Annotated in this window: 17 protein-coding genes and 1 pseudogene; 12 read left to right on the forward strand and 6 right to left on the reverse strand. The window is 72.9% G+C overall.

Features of this window, described 5'->3' with window-relative positions; genetic code table 11:
• The first annotated feature begins 1 nt into the window (after position 1).
• Genes ACIHFD_RS09180 through ACIHFD_RS09190 form a run of 3 tightly spaced genes read left to right on the forward strand, consistent with a single transcriptional unit; the run spans position 2 to position 2,888 of the window.
• Entirely contained in the window at positions 2 to 571 is a 570-nt protein-coding gene (locus tag ACIHFD_RS09180) for a hypothetical protein (RefSeq protein ID WP_397366273.1), read from the forward strand.
• Complete coding sequence (locus ACIHFD_RS09185) at positions 568 to 1,698, forward strand: GNAT family N-acetyltransferase (protein WP_397366274.1); 1,131 nt, start codon at positions 568 to 570, stop codon at positions 1,696 to 1,698. The genes ACIHFD_RS09180 and ACIHFD_RS09185 overlap by 4 nt, the downstream gene beginning before the upstream one ends.
• The gene (locus ACIHFD_RS09190) at positions 1,689 to 2,888 is read left to right on the forward strand and encodes a glycosyltransferase (protein WP_397366275.1); all 1,200 of its coding nucleotides are present in this window, start codon (positions 1,689 to 1,691) and stop codon (positions 2,886 to 2,888) included. Before ACIHFD_RS09185 ends, ACIHFD_RS09190 begins: the two co-directional genes overlap by 10 nt.
• A 209-nt stretch (positions 2,889 to 3,097) precedes the next feature.
• Here ACIHFD_RS09190 and ACIHFD_RS09195 read toward each other — a convergent pair.
• Positions 3,098 to 3,820: pseudogene (locus tag ACIHFD_RS09195) on the reverse strand (glycosyl hydrolase); the annotation flags it as partial.
• Between the two features lie 173 nt (positions 3,821 to 3,993).
• On the opposite strand from ACIHFD_RS09195, the gene ACIHFD_RS09200 reads away from it, so the two are divergent.
• The 3 genes from ACIHFD_RS09200 to ACIHFD_RS09210 are packed head-to-tail and all read left to right on the forward strand — an operon-like array spanning position 3,994 to position 7,489.
• Positions 3,994 to 5,058 (forward strand): ATP-grasp domain-containing protein, encoded by a 1,065-nt coding sequence (locus ACIHFD_RS09200; RefSeq protein WP_397366276.1) that lies wholly within the window; start codon positions 3,994 to 3,996, stop codon positions 5,056 to 5,058.
• 20 nt (positions 5,059 to 5,078) lie between these two features.
• Positions 5,079 to 6,272, forward strand: a complete 1,194-nt coding sequence (locus ACIHFD_RS09205; RefSeq protein WP_397366278.1) for an NAD(P)-binding domain-containing protein — start codon at positions 5,079 to 5,081, stop codon at positions 6,270 to 6,272.
• 32 nt (positions 6,273 to 6,304) lie between these two features.
• Positions 6,305 to 7,489: a GEVED domain-containing protein gene (locus tag ACIHFD_RS09210; protein ID WP_397366279.1), complete on the forward strand. Its 1,185-nt coding sequence runs from the start codon at positions 6,305 to 6,307 to the stop codon at positions 7,487 to 7,489.
• Positions 7,490 to 7,494: 5 nt separating this feature from the next.
• On the opposite strand, the gene ACIHFD_RS09215 is transcribed toward ACIHFD_RS09210, so the two are convergent.
• The 3 genes from ACIHFD_RS09215 to ACIHFD_RS09225 all read right to left on the reverse strand — a co-directional run bounded on the left by ACIHFD_RS09215 (position 7,495) and on the right by ACIHFD_RS09225 (position 11,068).
• Positions 7,495 to 8,028 carry an NADPH-dependent FMN reductase gene (locus tag ACIHFD_RS09215; RefSeq protein WP_397366280.1) on the reverse strand — a complete coding sequence of 178 codons (534 nt, stop codon included), beginning with the start codon at positions 8,026 to 8,028 and terminating at the stop codon, positions 7,495 to 7,497.
• 102 nt (positions 8,029 to 8,130) lie between these two features.
• Positions 8,131 to 10,098: an ABC1 kinase family protein gene (locus ACIHFD_RS09220; protein WP_397366281.1), complete on the reverse strand. Its 1,968-nt coding sequence runs from the start codon at positions 10,096 to 10,098 to the stop codon at positions 8,131 to 8,133.
• A 43-nt stretch (positions 10,099 to 10,141) separates the two neighbouring features.
• On the reverse strand, positions 10,142 to 11,068 hold the full coding sequence (locus ACIHFD_RS09225) for an acyl-ACP desaturase (RefSeq protein WP_350726712.1): 927 nt from the start codon (positions 11,066 to 11,068) through the stop codon (positions 10,142 to 10,144).
• Positions 11,069 to 11,145: 77 nt separating this feature from the next.
• Here ACIHFD_RS09225 and ACIHFD_RS09230 point away from each other — a divergent pair, with 77 nt between their 5' ends.
• The gene (locus ACIHFD_RS09230; protein WP_397366282.1) at positions 11,146 to 11,610 is read left to right on the forward strand and encodes an NUDIX domain-containing protein; all 465 of its coding nucleotides are present in this window, start codon (positions 11,146 to 11,148) and stop codon (positions 11,608 to 11,610) included.
• A gap of 26 nt (positions 11,611 to 11,636) precedes the next feature.
• Here ACIHFD_RS09230 and arfB read toward each other — a convergent pair whose 3' ends face one another.
• Complete coding sequence (gene arfB / locus ACIHFD_RS09235; protein WP_185073280.1) at positions 11,637 to 12,044, reverse strand: alternative ribosome rescue aminoacyl-tRNA hydrolase ArfB; 408 nt, start codon at positions 12,042 to 12,044, stop codon at positions 11,637 to 11,639.
• Between the two features lie 146 nt (positions 12,045 to 12,190).
• Between arfB and ACIHFD_RS09240 the strand changes: the two genes are divergently transcribed.
• The 3 genes from ACIHFD_RS09240 to ACIHFD_RS09250 all read left to right on the forward strand — a co-directional run bounded on the left by ACIHFD_RS09240 (position 12,191) and on the right by ACIHFD_RS09250 (position 15,274).
• Positions 12,191 to 13,012 carry a hypothetical protein gene (locus tag ACIHFD_RS09240; protein ID WP_397366283.1) on the forward strand — a complete coding sequence of 274 codons (822 nt, stop codon included), beginning with the start codon at positions 12,191 to 12,193 and terminating at the stop codon, positions 13,010 to 13,012.
• Complete coding sequence (locus ACIHFD_RS09245) at positions 13,009 to 13,608, forward strand: HAD family hydrolase (RefSeq protein ID WP_397366284.1); 600 nt, start codon at positions 13,009 to 13,011, stop codon at positions 13,606 to 13,608. The genes ACIHFD_RS09240 and ACIHFD_RS09245 overlap by 4 nt, the downstream gene beginning before the upstream one ends.
• A 118-nt stretch (positions 13,609 to 13,726) precedes the next feature.
• The gene (locus ACIHFD_RS09250) at positions 13,727 to 15,274 is read left to right on the forward strand and encodes an alkaline phosphatase D family protein (RefSeq protein WP_397366285.1); all 1,548 of its coding nucleotides are present in this window, start codon (positions 13,727 to 13,729) and stop codon (positions 15,272 to 15,274) included.
• Positions 15,275 to 15,516: 242 nt separating this feature from the next.
• Here ACIHFD_RS09250 and ACIHFD_RS09255 read toward each other — a convergent pair whose 3' ends face one another.
• Complete coding sequence (locus ACIHFD_RS09255) at positions 15,517 to 17,250, reverse strand: efflux RND transporter periplasmic adaptor subunit (protein WP_397366286.1); 1,734 nt, start codon at positions 17,248 to 17,250, stop codon at positions 15,517 to 15,519.
• A 176-nt stretch (positions 17,251 to 17,426) separates the two neighbouring features.
• Here ACIHFD_RS09255 and ACIHFD_RS09260 point away from each other — a divergent pair, with 176 nt between their 5' ends.
• Both ACIHFD_RS09260 and ACIHFD_RS09265 read left to right on the forward strand, forming a co-directional pair.
• Entirely contained in the window at positions 17,427 to 18,554 is a 1,128-nt protein-coding gene (locus ACIHFD_RS09260; RefSeq protein WP_397366287.1) for an efflux RND transporter periplasmic adaptor subunit, read from the forward strand.
• A partial coding sequence (locus ACIHFD_RS09265; RefSeq protein WP_397366288.1) for an ABC transporter ATP-binding protein occupies positions 18,551 to 19,115 on the forward strand: 565 nt, incomplete at its 3' end. The genes ACIHFD_RS09260 and ACIHFD_RS09265, both read left to right, overlap by 4 nt.

Below are 19,115 nucleotides of genomic sequence, written 5' to 3' on the forward strand. Positions count from 1 at the left end.
GATGACATGGACCTGGGTCCGCATCACGGGCCTGCTCGTGCGATGGTGGCTTCCGCTGTCCCTGGCGCTCGGGGCGCTGGGCGGGGTGGCCTACGCGCTGGCCCGCGACACCGTCTACGCCGCCGAGGCCTACGTCGCGGTGGCCGGCGGTGACCCGGCGCAGGCGGCCGGGTTCGCCGCCGCCTACGCACGGATATCCAGTCATCCCGGCTTCCTCGTCGGCGCCGCGGACGAGCCGGACAGCCTGCGGGCCGCGGCCTCGCCCGACGCCCCGCTGGTGCGGCTCACCTCCGTGGCGACCGGCGCGCGGGAGGCCGCCGACCGCGTCAACCAGGCGGCCGCCGCGCTGATCGCCTACGCCAACGCCCATGCCACCGACACCCGCGTACGGCTGGTGCCTTTCGCCTCGGCGGTGCCTCCGCTGCGCCCCTCGTCCCCGCTGCCGCTGATCAGCGTGGCCATCGGCGCCTGCGGGGCGGCCCTGGCGGCCGGCCTCGTCCGGCTGGCCGCGCCGCAGGCCCGCACTCAGGCGCGGCCGGAGCCGGCGGCGCTGACCGGAGCGCCGGCGTGAGGGCCGCCCGGCAGGGGACCTCGCGCGCGGGGCTCACGCTGCGGGTCGTCAGGGAGGGCGCGGAGCTGGCCGCGCTGTCGGCGGAATGGGCGGATCTGTACGCGCGCAGCTCGGCCGCCACGCCGTTCCAGTCGTACGGCTGGCTCAGCTCCTGGTGGCGGGTCTACGGGACCCCGGGGCGGCTGCGGGTGTTCCTGGCGCACCGGGACGGACGCCTGGTCGCGGCCGCGCCGCTCAGGCTGGAGCACCGGCTCGGCTGCCGGGTGCTGACACCCGTCGGCGGAGGGCAGTCCGACTTCACGGACATCGTGGTGGACGACTCCGAGGGCGACGCGGGCCTGCGCGAGCTGCGCGCCGGGCTGCTCGCCCAGCCGGGCTGGGACGTCATCGACCTGCCCGAGGCGCGGCCCGGCTCGGCGATCCGCCGCCTGGCGGAGATCTGGGACGGCAGGGCCTGGACGCTGCCCGCCTCCACCTGTCTCCAGCTGCCCGGACAACCCATCGAGCAGGTCCTCGCCGGGCTCCAGAGCCGCCGGGCCCAGCATGTGCGGGCCGCGCTGCGCAAGCTCGACGCGCTGAACGTGTCGGTGACGGCGGTCGAGGCGGACCGGGTCAGAGCGTCGACGGCCGAGCTGCTGCGGTTGCACACCATGCAGTGGAAGAGCCGGGGGATCAACGCCCAGCACACGCAGCCGCGCTTCCTGGACCACCTGGCCGGGGCCGCGCAGGCGCTGGTGGCGGAGAACCACGGGGCGCTGTGGGAGTACCGGGTGGACGGGCGGCTGCTGGCCTGCGACTTCGCGGTGATCGGCAAGGACTTCGTGGGCGGCTACCTGTACGGCGTCCACCCGGACCTGCGGGCCCGGGTGGACCTGGTCACGATGCTGCTGCGTACCAACCTGGAGCTGACGCACCGGCTGGGCAAGCCCGTGCTCAGCATGCTGCGCGGCGCCGAGCCGCACAAGGCCAGGTGGGAGGCCGAAGCGGTGGTCAACCGGCGGGTGATGCTCGGGCGCGGCTCCCGCGCGGCCGCCTACGCCGCGCTGGCGGGCGTGAGCAAGACGGGCAAGGAACTGCTGAAGAGGCGCTGCCCGCGCCTGGCGGCGAAGGTCTCGGCATGGCGGTGAGACCGGGGGTCCTGCACGTCACGCAGCCGGTGGACGGCGGCGTGGGGGCGTACGTGGCCATGGCCGCCGCCGACCAGGCACGGCGGGGCTGGCGCGTCGCGGTCGCCTGCCCCCCGCCCGATGTGCTGCCCGGCCCGCTGGCCGGCGAGCTGGACCGGCTGGGCGTGCCCCGGCTGGACTGGACGGCCGGCCGCGCGCCCGGGCTCGGCGACGTCGTCCAGGCGGCGCGGCTGCGGCGGATCGTGCGCGAGTTCGGCCCCGACGCGGTGCACCTGCACTCGTCCAAGGCCGGGCTGGCGGGCCGGGCCGCGCTCAGGGGCCGGGTGCCCACGCTCTTCCAGCCGCACGGCTGGTCCTGGCTGGCCGCCCGGGGCGCCGTCGCCGCCGCGGCGCTGACCTGGGAACGGCTGGCCGCGCGCTGGGCCGACCGGGTGATCTGCGTGGGCGAGGGCGAAGCCGCGCTGGCCAGACGGTACGGCGTGCCCGGCGACCTCGTCGTGGTGCGCAACGGCGTGGATTTGCGCCGCTTCAGACCCGCGGGGCCGCGGGAGCGGGCCGAGGCGCGCGCCCGCCACGGCATCGCCGAGGACACGCCGCTGGCGGTCTGCGTGGGCAGGGTCACCCGCCAGAAGGGCCAGGACCTGCTGCTGTCGGCCTGGCAGCGCGTCGCCGCCCGCGACGGGCGGGCCCGGCTGGCCATCGTCGGCGACGGCCCGATGCTGCGCACGCTGCGGTCGCGGGCCGTGCCCGGCGTTCACTTCGCCGGCGGCATGGCCGACGTCCGGCCCTGGTACGCCGCCGCCGACGTGGTGGTGCTGCCCTCGCGCTGGGAGGGCCTGCCGCTCACCGCGCTGGAGGCGCTGGCCACGGGCAGGCCCGTGGTCGCCTGCGCGGTGCCCGGGCTCACCGAGGTGGTGACCGGGGGAGTCGGCGCGCTCGTTCAGCCGGAGGACAGCGCGGGGCTGGCCGAGGCGCTGCTGGTCAGGCTCGGGCAGCCCGCGCTGGCCGGTGCCGAGGGGGTGGCCGCCGCCACGCTGGCGGCCGGGTTCGGCGTGGACGGCGCGCTGGACGGGCTCGCCACGCACACGCTGGCCGTGCTGGGCGGGGAGGCGTGCTCCAGCAGCCGCCTGCGGAAGGCCTCCGACGAGCCGGGGTTCGACGAACACTGCCAGACGCCGTGCGGACAGTAATCGGAGATCGAGTGATAGACCACGTTGTGAGTACCGATCCAGTCGAGCATCCCCTCGACGTAGGCGGGGCGGTCGCCGTTGCGGAACAGCCCCCACTCGGGGAACGAGATGGGCTTGCCGTGCTGCGCGGCGAAGTCGGCGTGCGCCAGCAGGCCGTACGGCTGGTCGATGTATTCGGCGAACTCGTGCCCGGGCCCCTGGTCGTAGCTGTCCATGCCGATGATGTCGACCACGTCGTCACCCGGGTAGCACTGCGTCCAGGGCACCGCGTCAAGCCCGCGGCTGGGGGCGAAGTCGAAGCGGAAGCGCTGGCCGGGCGTCTCGCGCATGGTCGTCACGATGCGCCGCCAGTACTGCTTCCACGTCTCCGGGTCGGGTCCGCACCTGCTGGAGTAGGTGGTGCCGTTCATCTCCCAGCCGAGCACGATGATCGTGTCGGCGGCGCCGGAGGAGACCAGCTTCCCGGCGAGCTTCCTGAAGCGGCCGTCGTGGGCGCCGTGCGCCCCCTTGGCCAGTCGTCGCGCCACCATGCGGTCGGACATCATGGACTCGTTCGGAGTGACCATCGGCACGTTCAGCGCCAGGACTCGGTCCGGCTGGGCGGCCCGCCAGCGCGTCCAGGTGTCGAGGATCTCGGAGTCGCCCCCCTCGAGGGACTTCCAGCGTTCGCCGGGGAGATAGGTGCGCCCGACCGTCACCCTGAGCCCCAGCCACGCCTCGAAGCCCGTCAGGAGCTCGGGACCGCGCGCGTCGGAGGCGAGGAAGACGCCCAGCGCCGCGGGACCGCTCGCCGGAGCGGGCGCCGTCGCGCCCAGACCGACCGATGCCACCGCCGCACCCGTGATTATCGCGAGCGAAAAGCGCAGATATCTCGTTCCTGCCACGATCGCACATCCCCGATTCTCGCCTCTCCTTCCTTCTCCATACCCCATGTTTCGGCAATCCGGATATCCGACTCGCGATTTGCCTGATTTATAGCTTTTCGCGAAGGAGAAGGAAGATGCTCGATTGCACTGTCCCGGCGCTTGTGCTGCGATTGGACCCCAATAACTTTCATCATGGGACCCTCGGCGCCATTCGCTCCCTCGGCAGGGCCGGAGTGGAGGTGCACGGGCTCCTCGGGGAGACGGACTCGCCGACCTCCCGCTCCAAGTACCTGGCGCGCGGGCATGCGTGGCCGCGCGGCGGGGACCCCGGGGACATCGTGGGGACGCTCACGCAGGTCGCCCAGAGCATCGGCCGCCCGGCCGTCCTGCTGGCACTGGACGACGCGGGCGCCATCGCCGTCGCGGAGCACGCGGCCGAGCTGCGCCCGCACTACCTCTTCCCCGACCAGGTGCCCGGACTGCCGCGCGCCCTCGCCGACAAGAGCCTGCTGGCGCAGCTGTGTTCCGCGTTCGGGGTCGTCCAGCCGGAGACCCGGCTGATCACCGGCGAACGCGACGCCGCGGACGCCGTCACCGACTTCGGGCTGCCGCTGGTCGCCAAGTGGGCGCAGCCGTGGCTCCTGCCCGCCGGCGTCGGGCTGCGCAACACCAGCCTGGTGCGGAGGGTCGGCCAGGTGCCCCGGCTGCTCCAGCACGTGGAGGGCTGCGACCTGCTGTTCCAGCGCTTCGTGCCCGGCGGGCCGCACGCGGACTGGTTCTTCCACGGCTACTTCGACGAGAACTCCCGCTGCCTGTACGGCGGCGCGGGACGCAAGGAGCGCGCCCATCCCAAGGGCGCCGGGCTCACCACCTACGGGCGGTGGCTGCCCAACCCCGTCGTGGAGGGCACCGCCCGCGAACTGGCGGAGAGGCTGGGCTACCGCGGCGTGCTGGACATCGACTTCCGCCACGACGCCGGCCGGGACGCCTACCACCTGCTGGACTTCAACCCCCGGCTCGGCGCCCAGTTCCGGCTGTTCAGCGACAGCAGCGGCCTGGACCTGGTACGGGCCGCCCACCTGCACCTGTCCGGCCGGCGCGCGACCCGGGGACGGGCCGGTCACGGCCGGACCTACGTGGTGGAGAACTACGACCTCATCACCGCCGGCCCGAAGAGCCTGCGCGCCCTGTGCTCGGCGGACGAGTTTGCCTGGCTGTCCGCCGACGACCCCCGGCCCTTCGTGGCCATGGCCAGGCAGGCGATGAAACGCGGATTCACCCGGCTGGCCCGGCAGCGGGCCTAGCACGGCGAATGGAGGAGAATGTGCCTACCTCGGTCATCGACGTGGCGATCGTGGGCGCCGGACCGTACGGGCTGTCGGTGGCGGCGCACGCGCTGCACGCCGGGCTCGACGCGCAGGTGTTCGGCGAGCCGATGCGGGCGTGGGAACGCCACATGCCCAGAGGCATGCTGCTGAAGTCCGAGCCGGACGCGTCCCATCTCGGCGACCCGGATCGCAGACACGGCCTCGACGCCTTCCACCGGTACTCCTACGGGGAGCCGGTGCCGGTGGAGAGGTTCGTCGCCTACGGCAGGTGGTTCCGTCAGCAGGCGGTCGGCCGGGCGCTGGAGGAGACGGAGGTGACGGCCGTCGGCGTCGAGGGCGGGCTGTTCGCGCTCTCCCTGTCGTCGGGCGCGTCCGTGCTGGCCAGGACCGTCGTGCTGGCCCTGGGATTCCTGCCGTTCGCCCACCGGCCCCGCGCCCTGGCGGCGTTGCCGCCCGAGGTGGCCACGCACAGCTCCGACCACCACGATCTGAGCGGGTTCGCGGGACGGGACGTGACCGTGCTGGGAGCCGGCCAGTCGGCGCTGGAGACCGCGACGCTGCTGGCCGAGGCGGGGGCGGCCGTCCGGCTCGTCGCCCGCACCGGCGCCCTGGCCTGGAACGACGTGCCCGTCGAGCGACGCCCGGTCATGTCGCGCGTGCTGGCGCCCCGCTCCGCGCTCGGGAGCGGCTGGCCCTCCGTGGCCTGGTCGCGGATGCCGTACGCGGTCAGGCACCTGCCGCGGGCGGCCCGCGCCCACATCGTGCGCAACACCCTCGGGCCGGCCGGGTCCTGGTGGCTGAAGGAGCGCTTCGACGGCACCGTGCAGGTGACCCTGGGGGCGCGGCTGGCCGCCTCCGAGTACCGCGACGGGGTCCGGCTGCGGCTGCGGGACCTCGGGGGCGCGGTCACCCTGCTCGAGACCGAGCACGTCATCGCGGCGACCGGCTACCGGGTGGACGTGGCCAGGATCGGGATCCTCCACGAGGACCTCCGGCGCACGGTGGCGGCGCCCGGCCCGGCGCCGCGGCTCGGTCCCGCGTTCGAGACGTCCGTCGCGGGGCTGCACCTGGTCGGGCTCGCGGCGGCGGCGACGTTCGGACCGGCCATGCGGTTCGTGTGCGGCTGCGACTTCGCCGCCCGCCGCGTGACCAGGGGCCTGGTGGGCCGCCTGCGGGGAGCTCGGGCGTGAATCCGGGCAGAGCTGCTTCTGGGGGAGCGAGAATGGTTCTTCACGCGGTGCTGGCCTGCGTGGTCACGGTGTTCGCCGGCGTCCCGGGGGCCGTCGCCGAGGACGCGCCGTCGTCCTTCACCAACGCGCCGGCGACGGCCTCGGGGCGGACGCCGTCCGGCGTGACGGTGACCGTGCGCAAGACCATGATCGGGGAGACGCGCGTGGCCTCCGCCGAGGTGCTGACCGCGAGCACGTGGGTGCCCGACGACGAATTCCTCGTCCCGGCCAACGCCAAGATGACGGCGGGATTCATGGACCTCTACGAGGACTTCGCGGCCCGGCCCGGCGGCTGGAGCGGCGTGGCCATGCTGACGTTCACGTTCTCCCGGCCGGTACGCGACCCGCACCTGCACGTGTTCGGCACGGGCGGCGTGTCGCGCGACCCGAGGCGCGGCCGCGACGACTACTGGCCCGCCGTCGACCTGGTCGACGGGACCCCGGCCACGCCCACCTTCTCCGCGGCGGCCGGCTTCCCCGGCTACCGGGTCACGGCGGACTCGATCGAGCCGGAAGCGGTCCGTCCCGTCAAGTCCACCACCTGCGGGGTCGTCTACACCTGCGGCACGGCCAAGGTGAACGGCACCGTCACCGCGTTCACGATCCGGCTGAGCGCCCGTGACGTGCGCTACGCGCTCGGGGGCCCGGGCCCGCAGCTGTGGGCCGCGTTCAAGATCACGCTGGCCGAGGACGACTCCGACGCGCCCGCCTCGTACGGAGCGGCCTCCCACGCGATCACCGACTCCTTCCTGGGGGCCTCCGCGACCGCCGACCATCTGGACGAGGTGAGCACGGCGGCCCGCGAGGTGAGCGCCGACGAGGACGACGCCGTGACCGGCTCCCCGGCGGAGATCACCGTCAAGGACCGGGTCGGCACGCTGACGGTGCCCGTGCGGGCCGGGTCGCCTGCGTACCTCACCGGGTGGATCGACGCCGACCACGACGGCCGCTTCGACACCGACGAGCGGGCCACCGCGCAGGTCGCCAAGGACGCCACCACCGCGGAGCTGCGCTGGAGCCTGCCGCAGACATTCCGCACCGGCCTCACCTGGATGCGGCTGCGCCTGGCCGCCCAGGCGACGGCTCTGCCCACGGGATGGGCCGACAGCGGCGAGGTCGAGGACCACCGGATCGAGCTCGTCCGCCCGGCGGACGACGCGCCGCCGGCGACGGACTGAGAGGGTCAGAGCGAGAGCGCGGGCTCCATGACCTCGGAGGGGCACAGCTGGCCGATCACCCTGCGCACCTGGGCGCGCAGGGCGGGATCCGTGAGATGGCCGTCCTTGTCGAAGTGCGGGCAGGCCGGGGAGATCACCAGCTCGGCCCCCATCACGACGGCGCCCGCCGCCTGAAGGTGCTTGTAGAGCTCCGCCTGGGCCCACATCGCGCCGCACGCCCGCGCGCTCGCGCTCATCACCGCCACGTGCTTGCCCGACAGCCCGTTGCGCGCCGACATCCAGTCCAGCGCGTACGTCAGCTCCTCCGGCAGCAGGCTGTGCTCGGGAGCGGTCAGCAGCACCGCGTCGGACGCGGCGACCAGCCCGATGAGCTCGCGCGCCATGACCGGCACCGGCCCGTGCGCGTACGGCGGGATCTCGCCCAGCCCCGGCCACACCGCGAAGTCGACGCCCAGGGGCAGCTCGCCACCCGCCGCGTCCAGCAATTTGTTGATAAACGACCCCGCGTGGAGACTGGCGGCGATCCCGATGATTTTCACCCTCTGCTCCCGAGCGGTTCCGAAGTTTCCAGGAACCTGCCCGATGTCTCGGATGTCCAAGACCAGCGCCGGGTCAAGACACGACTGGGGCCCGTTCGCGTCCTATCGCCGCGCCGGGTGATCGTCCGAGTCGCGGGGGCGGCGGAAGATCAGGGCCAGGACGCGCAGCACCAGGATGGCGGCGATCACCAGCAGGTTGTAGCCGATGAGCTGGAACAGCGTGGTGTTCGCCAGCGCCGGCGGGCCGCCGGCCGTCCCGAGGAGGATGACCGCCATCACCCCGGCCGTGGCGCCGAGCACCGTCAGCAGCACCTGGTGGAGCAGGCCCGTCACGTAGCGGCGGTCGCGCTCGTCGGCCAGCAGCCGCACGTTCATGGAGAACCGGCCGTGCTCCGCGGCGCTCGCGATGCGCTCGACGCGGCGCGGCAGGCGGCGCAGCATCGGCAGCAGCGCGACCAGCTCCTGCGTGGCGGACTCCTTGATCATCTCCGGCGTGATCCGCTCGGCGAGATGGCGGCCGGCGAACGACCGGGCCTCGCCGATGAGGTCGAACCCGGGGGAGAGGCGCACGAGCGTGCCCTCCAGCGTGGCCAGCGCGCGGAACACAGCGGCCACCTCGGGCGGGATCGACAGCCCGTACGCCGAGACGATCCTGAACAGGTCGGTGAACATCTGCGCGCTGTCCATGCCGGCCGTCACGTGCCTGGCCATGAACTGGCCGAGCGCCCGTTCGAGCGCGGCCTCGTCGATGTCCTCCGGCCTGGGCACGACCTCGAGCAGCGCGTCGGTGACGCCCAGCGGGTCCTGGCGGTTCATGGCGAGCAGGAAGCGCCGCAGCGCCGAGCGCACGGAGTCGTCGAGCCGCCCGACCGCACCGAAGTCGAGCAGCCCCAGCGTGCCGTCGTCGAGCAGCATGAGGTTGCCGGGATGCGGGTCGGCGTGGAAGACGCCCTCGATCAGGATCTGCCTGAGCAGGCAGTCGAGCAGGTCGCGGGCCAGCTGCGGGCCCTGCTCGGGGGCGGCGGCGGTGACGGGCCGGCCGGACAGGCGCCGCATGACGAGCACGCGTTCGGTGCACATGGCGCTGATCGGGGCGGGGTACGTGACACCGCCGCCGGCGGTGACGGCCGCCATGTTGGCCGCCTCCACCCGGAAGTCGAGCTCCTCGCGGATCGCCGTCGCGAACCCGTCGGCCAGGTCGCGCAGCCCGAGCGAGCGGCCCCAGCGGGTCCTGGACTCCAGCGTGGCCGCCAGCCGCCGGACGATGTCGAGATCCTTCGAGACCACCGGCCAGATGCCCGGCCGCAGCACCTTGACCACGACGCTCTCGCCCGAGTGCAGGCGGGCGGCGTGGACCTGCCCGATGGAGGCGGCGGCCAGCGGCGTCCGGTCGAACTCGGCGAACGCCTCGTCCACCGGCCCGCCCAGCTCGGCGGCGAGCACCGGCTCGATCTCCGGCCACGGCGCCGGGGCGACCTGGTCCTGCAGCCGGCCCAGCTCCTCGACGAACTCGGCGGGCAGCAGGTCGCGCCGGGTGGACAGGACCTGGCCGAGCTTGACGAACGTGACGCCGCCCTCGTCGAGGGCCTCGCGCAGCGACCTGGCCAGACGCACCTTCCCCGGGCGGTCGTCGAGCCGCTCGCCCCGGCCGCGCAGGTACGGGCCGAGGCCGTGCTTGATGGCGATCCTGGTGATCTGCGAGTAGCGCCTGGCCCGGGAGAGGCGGCCGCGTACGGACCTGACGAGCTCCAGCGGCCCCGGCACCGAGCCCGGCGGCACCAGTGCCTCGGCGATCACCAGGATCACCATGGGGATCAGCACCACGCTCATGACGATGAGCAGCAGGATCCCCAGCGCCGGCGCGGCGGGCGGGTTCTCGCGGCCGATGGGGCCGAGCGAGGTCAGGATCGGCTCCAGCATCGGCTGCGCCAGCGCGAAGGCGACCAGCGCAGCCAGGAACGTGCGCAGCCTGCCGAACCTGACGCCCAGCAGGCGCTGCGCCGCCGTGGCCAGGCCGATGATCATCAGGAGCGTGAAGACGCTGAGGAGCAGCTGGGTGGGGAGATCCATAAGGCAGGATCATTCCACTCCACGCTCCCTCCATCGCCGCGTGTCAGCGGGCGGCGGCGCGCGCCCGGCGCTCCTCGCGGCGCTCGACGAACCTGGCGGCCGTGGTCTCGGTCTTGGCCAGGAACGCGGACAGCTGCTCGCGGGCCTGCTCGCCCTCGGCGTCCAGCCCGGTCTTGTCGAACACCGACCACTGCTTCAGCACCGGCATCAGCACGTCGTCCAGGTGCAGACGCAGGTCGTAGATGCCCTCGTTCGCGATGATCATGGCCTTGCGGGTGAACCCCTCGATGCCCGAGCCCGGCATCTGGAACGTGGTGACGACGTCGGTCACCGCGCGCATGGTCTGGTTGGGGTCCAGCTCGAAGGCGGCCTTGAGCAGGTTGCGGTAGAAGAGCATGTGCAGGTTCTCGTCGGCGGCGATCCTGGCGAGCAGGCGCTCGCAGCCCTCGTCGCCGGAGGCCTTGCCGGTGTTGCGGTGCGCGATGCGGGTGGCCAGCTCCTGGAAGGAGACGTACGCGAGCTGCTGGAGCATGGTGCCGTATTCGGTGGTGAAGCCGTTCTCCATGTGGTGCATGCGGGCGCGCTCGAGCGCCACGGGATCGACGGCGCGGGTGACCGTGAGGTAGTCGCGGAGCGCGGTGCCGTGGCGGTCCTCCTCGGCCGTCCAGCGGTGCACCCAGGTGCCCCAGGCGCCGTCGCGGCCGAACGTGCTGGCGATCTCGTGGTGGTAGCTGGGGAGGTTGTCCTCGGTCAGGAGATTGACGATGAGCGAGATGCGGGCCGCCTCGGGGATCTTGGAGTCGCCTTCCTGCCACGCCTCGCCCCCGTAGATGCCGTCGAAGTCGCGGCCCTCACTCCACGGGATGTACTCGTGCGGGAACCACTCCTTCGCCATCGTGTGATGGCGGTCGAGCTCCACGGCCACCACGGGCTCCAGCTCGTGCAGCAGCTCCGTCTGAGTCATCGCCATAAAAGATCTTCTCCTTCAGGTTACGGTACCGTAGGTTAGGCTACCGGAAGGACATACCGGTCAAATAGGGTGTCCCTATGCGACCCAGTGTCCGCGGTGTCCTGCTCGACCACGACGAGCGGCTGGTGATCTTCCGTCGTACGGTTCCGGGACGCGACGTCTATTGGAGCATCCCCGGAGGGCATGTCGAACCGGGGGACGACACGCTGGAGCACACCCTGCACCGGGAGCTGCTCGAGGAGCTGGGCGCGACCGTCTCGGCGGTGACGCCCCTGGTCACGCTGTCGTACCCGTGGCAGGGCGAGCTCAAGACCCAGCACGTCTACGGCTGCCGCCTGGTGGCGATGGATCCTGGGCTGCGGCACGGGCCCGAGTTCGAGGACCCGTCGCGGGGGCTGTACGAGGTGGAGCGGGTACGGCTGAACCGTTCGGAGATCACGTCCCGGCACCTGGTCCCCGAGCCGGTGGCGGACTACCTGTCGACCACCATCACGGACCTGCCCCGCCTGATCGGCCAGGGCGCAGGGCCCGATCAGGGCTGAGGGCTCGGTCGGGGCTCACGGCCCCGCTAGGGTTCGCGGCGCAGGCGCTTGAGGTCGGAGCGCTGCTTCTTCGCGGCGATGCGGCGCTCGACGGCGCCGCGGCTGGGCTTGGTCGGGCGGCGGCGCTTCGGCGGCGGGGCGATGGCCTCGCGCAGGCGCTGGGCCAGGCGGTGCGCCGCGGCCTCCCGGTTGCGCAGCTGGGAGCGGTATTCGGAGGCGGCGATCGTGATCGTCGGGGAGCCCAGCCGGTCGAGCGCCCTGGCCTTCAGCGCGGGCGGCAGCGCGGTGCTGGCGGCCACGTCGAAGACAAGCTCCACGCGGCTGTCGGTGGTGTTGACGCCCTGGCCACCGGGGCCCGACGAACGTGAGAAACGCCAGACGAGCTCGACGTCGGGAATGACGATCGAGTCGTTGACGATCAGCGGGCCGGGCATGGGCGGGACTCCTGTTCTCTCACCAGCATTAACAGTAAATGGGTGATATATGCCGCGCGCAACGGCATTTTGCCTATTCGCTCGATGGCGGACTGCAAGTGACGTGTGCCACCATCGCGCGTGGAGATCACGGGTGGGGAGGCGCTGTGACCGCGATCGTCGGTGTGCACGGGATCGGCAAGTACAACTACTACCTCGAGGCCGGGCGGTCCGCGAACGCGGCGGCCGAGGCCATGCGGGTCAAGTGGGACCGCTATCTGCAGGTGGCGCTCGGGGGCGAGGCGCGGCCGTACTTCAGCGAGGTCGCCTACTTCTCGCACCACCTGCACAGCGGCAAGGGCGGCGAGGAGGAGGCGAGGGCCGCCGCGGCGGCGGAGGGCCAGATCCAGCAGGTGCTCGTCGCCTGGGCGAAGAACCTGGGCGTGGGCGAGCACGTGACGGGGGCGCTCAAGTCGTTCACCGGCTGGCTGCTCGACCGGCTGGACGGCAGGTCGGCGGCGTTCGCCAAGCTGTTCGCGCCGGAGGTGGCGGCGTACCTCACGGACGAGGGCAAGCGCGAGAGGTGCCGGCAGGCCGTGGCCGACGCGATCAGGCGCAACCGGCCCAAGGTGGTGATCGCCCACTCGCTCGGCAGCGTGGTCGCGTACGAGACGCTGTGGGGCGACCCCAGCCTCCGGATCGACCTCCTGATCACCCTGGGCAGCCCGCTCGGCATGCGCAACGTCGTCTTCGAGCGCCTCCTGCCCGCCCCCATCAACGGCCACGGCGAACGCCCGCCGGGCGTCAGGCGCTGGGTGAACATCGCCGACAAGGACGATATCGCCGCCATTCCGCCCAACCTGGCCGTCAGCTTCACCGGCATCGACGCCGAAGAGCTGGTCAACCTGGACTGGATCGACTTTCACACGGTCGAGAAGTACCTAGGTTGCCCGGCGCTGGACCCGCATCTGCGACCATTCCTGGCATGACGTGGATTGTGTTCGACTACGGCGGCGTCCTGTGCCTGCCCCAGCTCGAGTCCGACAACGAGGCCATGGCGCGGGCGGTGGGCGCGGACCCGGACGCGTTCCGGCACGGCTACTGGGAGCACCGCCTGGAGTTCGACCGGGGGAGCCTGGGCCCGCTGGACTACTGGTCGGCCGTGCTGGACCGGCCCGTCACCCGGTCCGAGCTCGCCCGCCTGGTCGCCATGGACGTCGCGAGCTGGGCGTACCCGAACGAGAGCACGATCACCCTGCTCGGCGAGCTGATCGGGGCCGGGCGTGACGTGGCGCTGCTGTCCAACATGCCCGTCTGCGTCGGCGACGGCCTGGACGAGCTGCCCTGGATCGCCGAGGTCGGCCACCGCTTCTACAGCGGCAGGATGGGCCTGGTCAAACCCGACCGGGAGATCTACGACGCGATGGCCCGCGCGCTGGGCGCCGACCCGTCCGAGGTCGTCTTCATCGACGACCGCGAGGAGAACGTCGAGGGCGCCGAGCGCGCGGGCATGACCGGCGTGCACTTCACGGACGCGGCCACGCTCCGCGGAACGCTGTCTGGCGTTCACGGAGCCATCGGATGAACGCTCAATGAGGTCATCGGCCGAGGCCAAACCTCGCAAACAGGACGACTGATGCTGTTCACCCGTGCTTGACTCGGCTGTCACGGCCGGGTCAGCGCGGGCGGACATACCTGTGAACGTGGACCGCAGAGCCTTCCTGACAGCGGCGACAGCCGGACTCCTCCTCCCCCAGACCGCCACACCGGCGGCAGCGGCCAGAACCCTCAGATCCGACCCGTTCACGCTGGGCGTGGCCTCCGGCGACCCGTCGGCCGACGGCTTCGTCCTGTGGACCAGGCTGGCGCCCGACCCGCTGGCCGGCGACGGCCGCGGCGGCATGCCCGCCCGTGACGTGGACGTGGACTGGCAGGTCTCGGCCGACGAGCGCTTCTCCAAGATCGTCAGGTCCGGTACGGCCACCGCCAGGTCGCGCGACGCCCACAGCGTCCACGTCGAGCTGGACGGGCTGGAGCCGGGGCGCGAGTACTTCTACCGCTTCAGAAGCGAGGGCAGGCTCTCCCCGGCGGCCCGAACCAGGACGGCCCCCGCCGGGGAGACGCCGCTCAACTTCGCGGTGGCGGCGTGCGCGCACTACGAGCACGGCTACTACACGGCCTACCGCCGCCTGGCCGAGCAGGAGCCCGACCTGGTGGTGTTCCTCGGCGACTACATGTACGAGTACGGCCCCAGCGGCTACACGGCGCTGGCCGGCCGCGTACGCACCCACACACCCGGCAAGTGCGAGACGCTCGCCGACTACCGGCTGCGGCACGCCCAGTACAAGAGCGACCATGACCTGCAGGCCGCGCACGCGGTGGCGCCGTGGCTGGTGGCGTTCGACGACCACGAGGTGGAGAACAACTGGGCCGGGCCCGTCTCCAGCACGAACGCTCCCGGCTTCACCACGCGCAGGACGCACGCGTTCCGGGCGTACTACGAGAACATGCCGCTGCGCCGCGCCAGCCTCCAGGGGGCGGTGCTCAGGGTGAACCGGCGGATCTCCTGGGGGACGCTGGCCCGCTTCCACCTGCTGGACACCCGGCAGTTCCGCGACGACCAGGCGTGCCTGGACGGCGTGCGGGCCGGGTGCGACGACCGGCTGGCGTCGGGGCGGACGCTGCTCGGGTCCGACCAGTGGCGCTGGCTGGAGAGCGGCCTGCGCGGCTCCACCACCCGCTGGAACCTGCTGGGGCAGCAGATCATGATGGCGCAGCGCGACTACAAGGTCGGGCCCGGGCGCGAGGTGAACCTGGACTCCTGGGACGGGTACGCCGCCGAGCGGACGCGGCTGCTGGGGTCGCTGGCGGGCACCGAGAACCCGGTGGTGCTGACGGGGGACGCGCACATGCACCACCTGGCCGAGCTCAAGACCGACTTCGACGACCCGGACTCGCCGGTGGTGGCCAAGGAACTGATCGCCTCGTCGATCGCGAGCGACGGCGACGGGTACCGGGACCGGACGTGGATCGCGGAGGCGCTGCAGGAGAACCCGCACATCTCCTTCATCGACCAGCGGCGGGGGTATCTGATGGCGCGGCTGACCCGGGATGAACTTTCCGTCGATTACCGGACATTGGACTACATCTCCCGGCGGGGCGCGCAGGCGAAGACCGCTCACCGGCTCACCATCCCCGCGACCACCGGTCCTGCGGCCGCCGGCCGGGCGGGCGCACCGCGCGTCGGCTGAACGTTTGCTGGGAGCGGCCTGAAAATCCGCTCAACCGCGCACACGCCCGGCGGGCCGGCCGCGCTCCCGGGCGCGTTTGCCGCGCCCACCGGAGGCGCCGGGTGGCGCCGCCGGTGGGCGCGCCGGGCCGGGGCGGCACGCGCCACGTGCGGCCCTGCCCGGGACCCGGCGGGAGAGGAGGTGCCGGGCCGGTCCAGGGGGTCAGACACCGGACCAGGGGGTCAAGCGCCTGTCCAGGGGGGTCAGGCGCCGGGCCAGCTCGCGTCCGGGAACTCGCCGTTCGTGGCGCCCGACATGACCACTTCGTCGCTCTCCTGCAGCCCTGAGGTCACCTCCACGTACTGGTCGCCGCGGACGCCCGTCCGCACCACCTTCGCCGAGTCCCGTCCGCCCGCCCGAACCGTGACCACCTGGGCGCCGTCCGACCTGCTGCGGACCGCCGAGGCGGGCACGTAGATCGCGTCCGCGGCCGTGTCCGTGGTGACCGTCACCGAGGCGGTCTGCCCGAGCATGAGCCCGGTGGGCGGCTCGTCGAAGGCCAGGGTGACCGAGTAGCGGACGAGCTGGCCGCTCACCGTCGCGGTCGGCGCGATGGCCGTGATCGTCCCCTCGTACTGCCGGCCGTTCCGGGTGGCCAGGGTGATCCGAGCCTTCTGGCCGAGCTTGAGCCGGTTCACGTCCGACTCGGTGACCATGGCCTGGACCTGCAGCTCGTTGAGGTCGCCGAGGCTGACGAAGGTGCCGGTGCCCGCCTGGTCGCCGACCGCGCCCGCCAGCGACAGCACCGTGCCCGCCGCGGGGGCCACGATGCGGGTCGCCCGTACGGCGTCGGCGGCCTGTTCGAGGGCGGCCTGCGCGCGGTCCACGTTCGCGCCGGCCTGCTCCTCGCTGACGCCGCCCTGCCCCTGAGCCTGAGCCTGACCCTGGCCTTGAGCCTGACTCTGTCCCTGGCCTTGAGCCTGACTCTGGCCCGCGGAGCCCGTGCCGCGGTTGCAGGAGGACTGCGCGTTCGGCCGGGCGGCGCCGTCGGTCGGCCTGGTGCTCGCTCTCGCCGTCGGCTTGCCGCTGCCCGTGGGGCGGCCGCTCGCCGACGGCTTCGCGCTGGTGGACGGCTTGCCGGAGCTCGTGGCGGACGGGGTGGCGTCCGAGGTGGGACGGCTCCCGGACTGGTCGGAGCCCCCGCCCGGGGTGCCGCCTTGGGGAGCGCCGCCGGTCGGGGTGGCGGTCGTGGTGACGGTGGCCGTCACAGTAGCCGTCACGGTGACCGTGACCGTGGGCTGCGGCTCGGGCCCGGGGTCGGTGGGGCCGGGGTCCGTGGGCCCGGAGGTCGGCGTGCTGGTGGGGCGGGGGGTGGAGCCGGTGGCCGGGCTCCCGTTGTTCAGGGACACGCCCTGGGCGGGCGGCGCCGTCGGCCCGAGCGCCCCGTTGCCGCCGACCGCGCCACCGCTCGGCCTGCCCGTGGGCGTGGCCGTACCCGTGGCCGCGCCCGTGGGGGTCGCACCTCTGGTGGGTGTCGCCGAACCAGCAGGCGTCCCGCCGGCGGACGTGGCCGGCGTGGCGCCGTTCCCGGACGGCGTGCAGGCCGCTGGGCTGGCGGCGGTGGTCGGGGACGCCGCCTTCTCCTGGGCGTCCTCCAGGGCCTCCTCGGCGGCGGCGAGATCGGCCTTGGCCGCCGTGTACGCCTCCCGCGCCGACCGCCCGTCGACCCTGGCCAGCACCTGCCCCTTCTTCACCTTGGTCCCGACTTTGACGTACACCTTGGTCAGCGTTCCGGAAGAGCCGAACGCCAGGTCCCTGCGCGAGCCGTCCACGGTGTTGCCCGCCGCGCTGACCGTGGCCGTGACCTGGCCGCGCTGCGCGGCGGCGAGCCGTACCTGGACGGTGGGCGGTGCGTCGTCGCGCAGCGCCAGCGCCAGGCCGGACCCGGCCACGAGCACGGCGAGGGCGAGGCCGCCCAGCGCGAAAGTCGGTCTCATGGCGGCCCATCCTGGCGAAGCCGGCTCGCGCCAGGCTGCGAGCAGCCTAAGAGTTACCTGTGTACCTGGAGGGACCCCCAGGTTGTCAGCGAACGTTCAGCTCGCTCGCGGCTCCGGCGCAGCCTGGTGTGCAAGGGTCACCGCCTGTGAAGGTGTCCACACGGCGCAGAGCGCTGATGACCAACGGAGCGCTGGTGGTGCTCCTGCTGGGCGGTGCCGCGCTCGCGTACGCCCAGCTCGGCACGGGACAGGCGGCGGGCCAGACGGCCGTCAGGACCGTGACCGCGAGCCGCGGCTCCGTGGTGGCCTCGGTGTCCGCGTCGGGCGCGGTCGAGAGCTCCAAATCCAGGGCCCTCTCGTTCGGTACGACGGGGACGGTCGAGAAGGTCTACGTCAAGGCCGGCGACAAGGTGAGCAAGGGCGACCTCCTGGCCAGGATCGACGATGACGCCGCGCAGGAGAGCCTGTCGGCGGCCAAGGCCACGTACGACGAGGCCGTCGACGACGGGACCTCGACGGCCCAGCTCTACGCCTCCTACATCAAGGCCCGCAACGCCTACCGGGAGGCCCAGCGCACGGTCGCGGCCACCGTGCTAAAGGCGCCGTTCAAGGGCACGATCACGGCGGTGAACGGCACGGTCGGCGGCAGCAGCTCGGGATCGGGCTCCGGATCCGGCTCCGGGTCGGGTTCGAGCGCGGCCTCCGGCCAGGGCACGGGCCAGGCCTCGGGTTCCGGCACTCAGAGCTCCGGCGGCTTCGTCGAGCTGGCCGACACCGGCAAGCTGCAGCTCGTGGGCACCTTCACCGAGTCCGACGTCGGCAAGCTCAAGAACGGCCAGGAGGCCACGGTCACGTTCGACGCCCTGCCGGGGGTGACCGCCACGGGCAAGGTCACCCAGATCCAGCCGGTCGCCTCCACCAGCAACAATGTCGTGCAATATCCGGTCACGGTGACGTTCACGAAGGTCCCGGGCCAGGTGCGGCTGGGCCAGACGGCCACGGTCGAGGTCGTGGTCGGCCAGGCCGACAACGTCGTCACCGTACCCTCGACGGCGGTCTCCACCAGCGGCGGCCAGACCACGGTCACCCTGATCAGGAACGGCACGCAGACCAGGACCCCGGTGGAGGTCGGCGTGCAGGGCACGACGCTGACCGAGATCAAGTCGGGCGTCTCCGAGGGCGACCAGATCGTGCCCCCGGCGACCACGACGAGCACCACGGGCGGCAACCTGCGCTTCGGCGGTGGCGGCGGCTTCCCCGGCGGCGGCGCGGTGCCCGGCGGCGGCCCGGGAGGCGGGCGATGACGGCCCCGGACGTTCCCCCGGTCCTGCGCGTGAAGGACCTGGTCAAGGAGTACGGCGAGGGCGACGCGAAGGTCCGCGCCCTGCGCGGCATCAGCGTGGACGTCGAGCGCGGCGACTACGTCGCCATCATGGGCGCCTCCGGCTCCGGCAAGTCCACCCTCATGAACATCCTCGGCTGCCTCGACATCCCCACCTCCGGCACGTACCTGATCGACGGCGCCGACGTGGGACAGCTGGACGAGCACCAGCTCGCCATCCTGCGCAACCGCAGGGTCGGGTTCGTGTTCCAGTCGTTCAACCTGATCCCGCGCATGAGCGCGCTGGCCAACGTCGAGCTGCCGCTGGTGTACGGCGGCATCGGCCAGGCCGAGCGGCGCAGGCGGGCCCTGGCGGCGCTGGACCAGGTCGGGCTGACCGACCGCGTGCACCACGAGCCGAACCAGCTCTCCGGCGGGGGGGGGGGCCGGCGGGGGGGGGGGGGGGCCCCGGGGGCCCCCCCCCCCCGGGGGGGGGGCGGCCCGCCCCCCCGCCCCCCCCACACCCCCCCCCCCCCCCCCCGCC

The organism is Nonomuraea sp. NPDC051941 (assembly GCF_044593615.1).